1 protein-coding gene and 1 pseudogene are annotated in these 867 nt (G+C 69.7%); one reads left to right on the forward strand and one right to left on the reverse strand.

Annotated elements, in window-relative coordinates; translation table 11 throughout:
* Window positions 1–195 (forward strand): annotated as a pseudogene (locus tag G3I65_RS37075) (hypothetical protein); the annotation flags it as partial.
* 46 nt (window positions 196–241) lie between these two features.
* On the opposite strand, the gene G3I65_RS37080 reads toward G3I65_RS37075, so the two are convergent.
* Window positions 242–867: glycosyltransferase family 2 protein (locus tag G3I65_RS37080; protein ID WP_160700221.1), on the reverse strand; the 626-nt coding region annotated here is incomplete at its 5' end.

Consider the following 867-nt stretch of genomic DNA (forward strand, 5'->3'; position numbering starts at 1 on the left):
GGCCGCGGGATGGGCGGGCTCGGCTCGGGCGCGGCCGGCCGTGGCGGCATGGGCGCGGGCGGCATGGGCCGTGGCCAGAAGGGCGAGGGTGACGAGGACACCGAGCACTCGCGGCCGACCTACCTCGTCGAGGGTGACCCGGACGAGGTGTTCGGCACCGACCTGCGCACCGCGCCGCCGGTGATCGGCGAATAGGACCGCACGAAAAAGGCCCCCGGGAACGGGGGCCTTTTTCGTGGGCTCAGTAGCGGTAGAACTTCTCCGCGCGGCCCTGCCGGACCAGCTTCAGCCACTGCAGGAACGCCTTCGGGTCCCGCTTCACGCCCACGAAGTACAGTCCGAACCGGACGATCTCCAGCGCGCCGATCTTCCGCATCCCCGGCTGGGACAGCAGGTACCCGCGGTTGCGGTACGTGTAGTAGCGCTTGACCTCGTTTTCCGGGTCCTGCGCGTGGAACTTGCCGCCCAGCATGGGCTTGAACTCGTCCGAGCCGTCCGGGTGCAGGTACTTCGTCTTCAGCGACGTGCCGAACGGCAGCCCCGAGCGCACCAGCCGGCGGTGCAGCTCGACCTCGTCGCCGCGGAAGAACAGGCGGAGGTCCGGGACGCCGACGACGTCCAAAGTGGACGCGCGGAAGAGTGCGCCGTTCATCAGGGACGCGATGCCGGGCAGGAAGTCGATGCCCAGCTCGGCCTGCGATCGCTTCCACGTCAGGCCGCGGCGCAGCGGGAACGCGAGCTTGTCCGGGGCGTCGATGTTGGACACCACGGGCGAAATCTCCGCCAGGTCCCGCTTTTCCGCTTCCTCCAGCAGGATCGCGAGCACGTTCTCGTCGGCCGGGCGGCCGTCGTCGTCGGCCAGCCAGA

It is taken from the genome of Amycolatopsis sp. SID8362 (genome assembly GCF_010550475.1).
Classification (GTDB): Bacteria; Actinomycetota; Actinomycetes; order Mycobacteriales; family Pseudonocardiaceae; genus Amycolatopsis; species Amycolatopsis eburnea.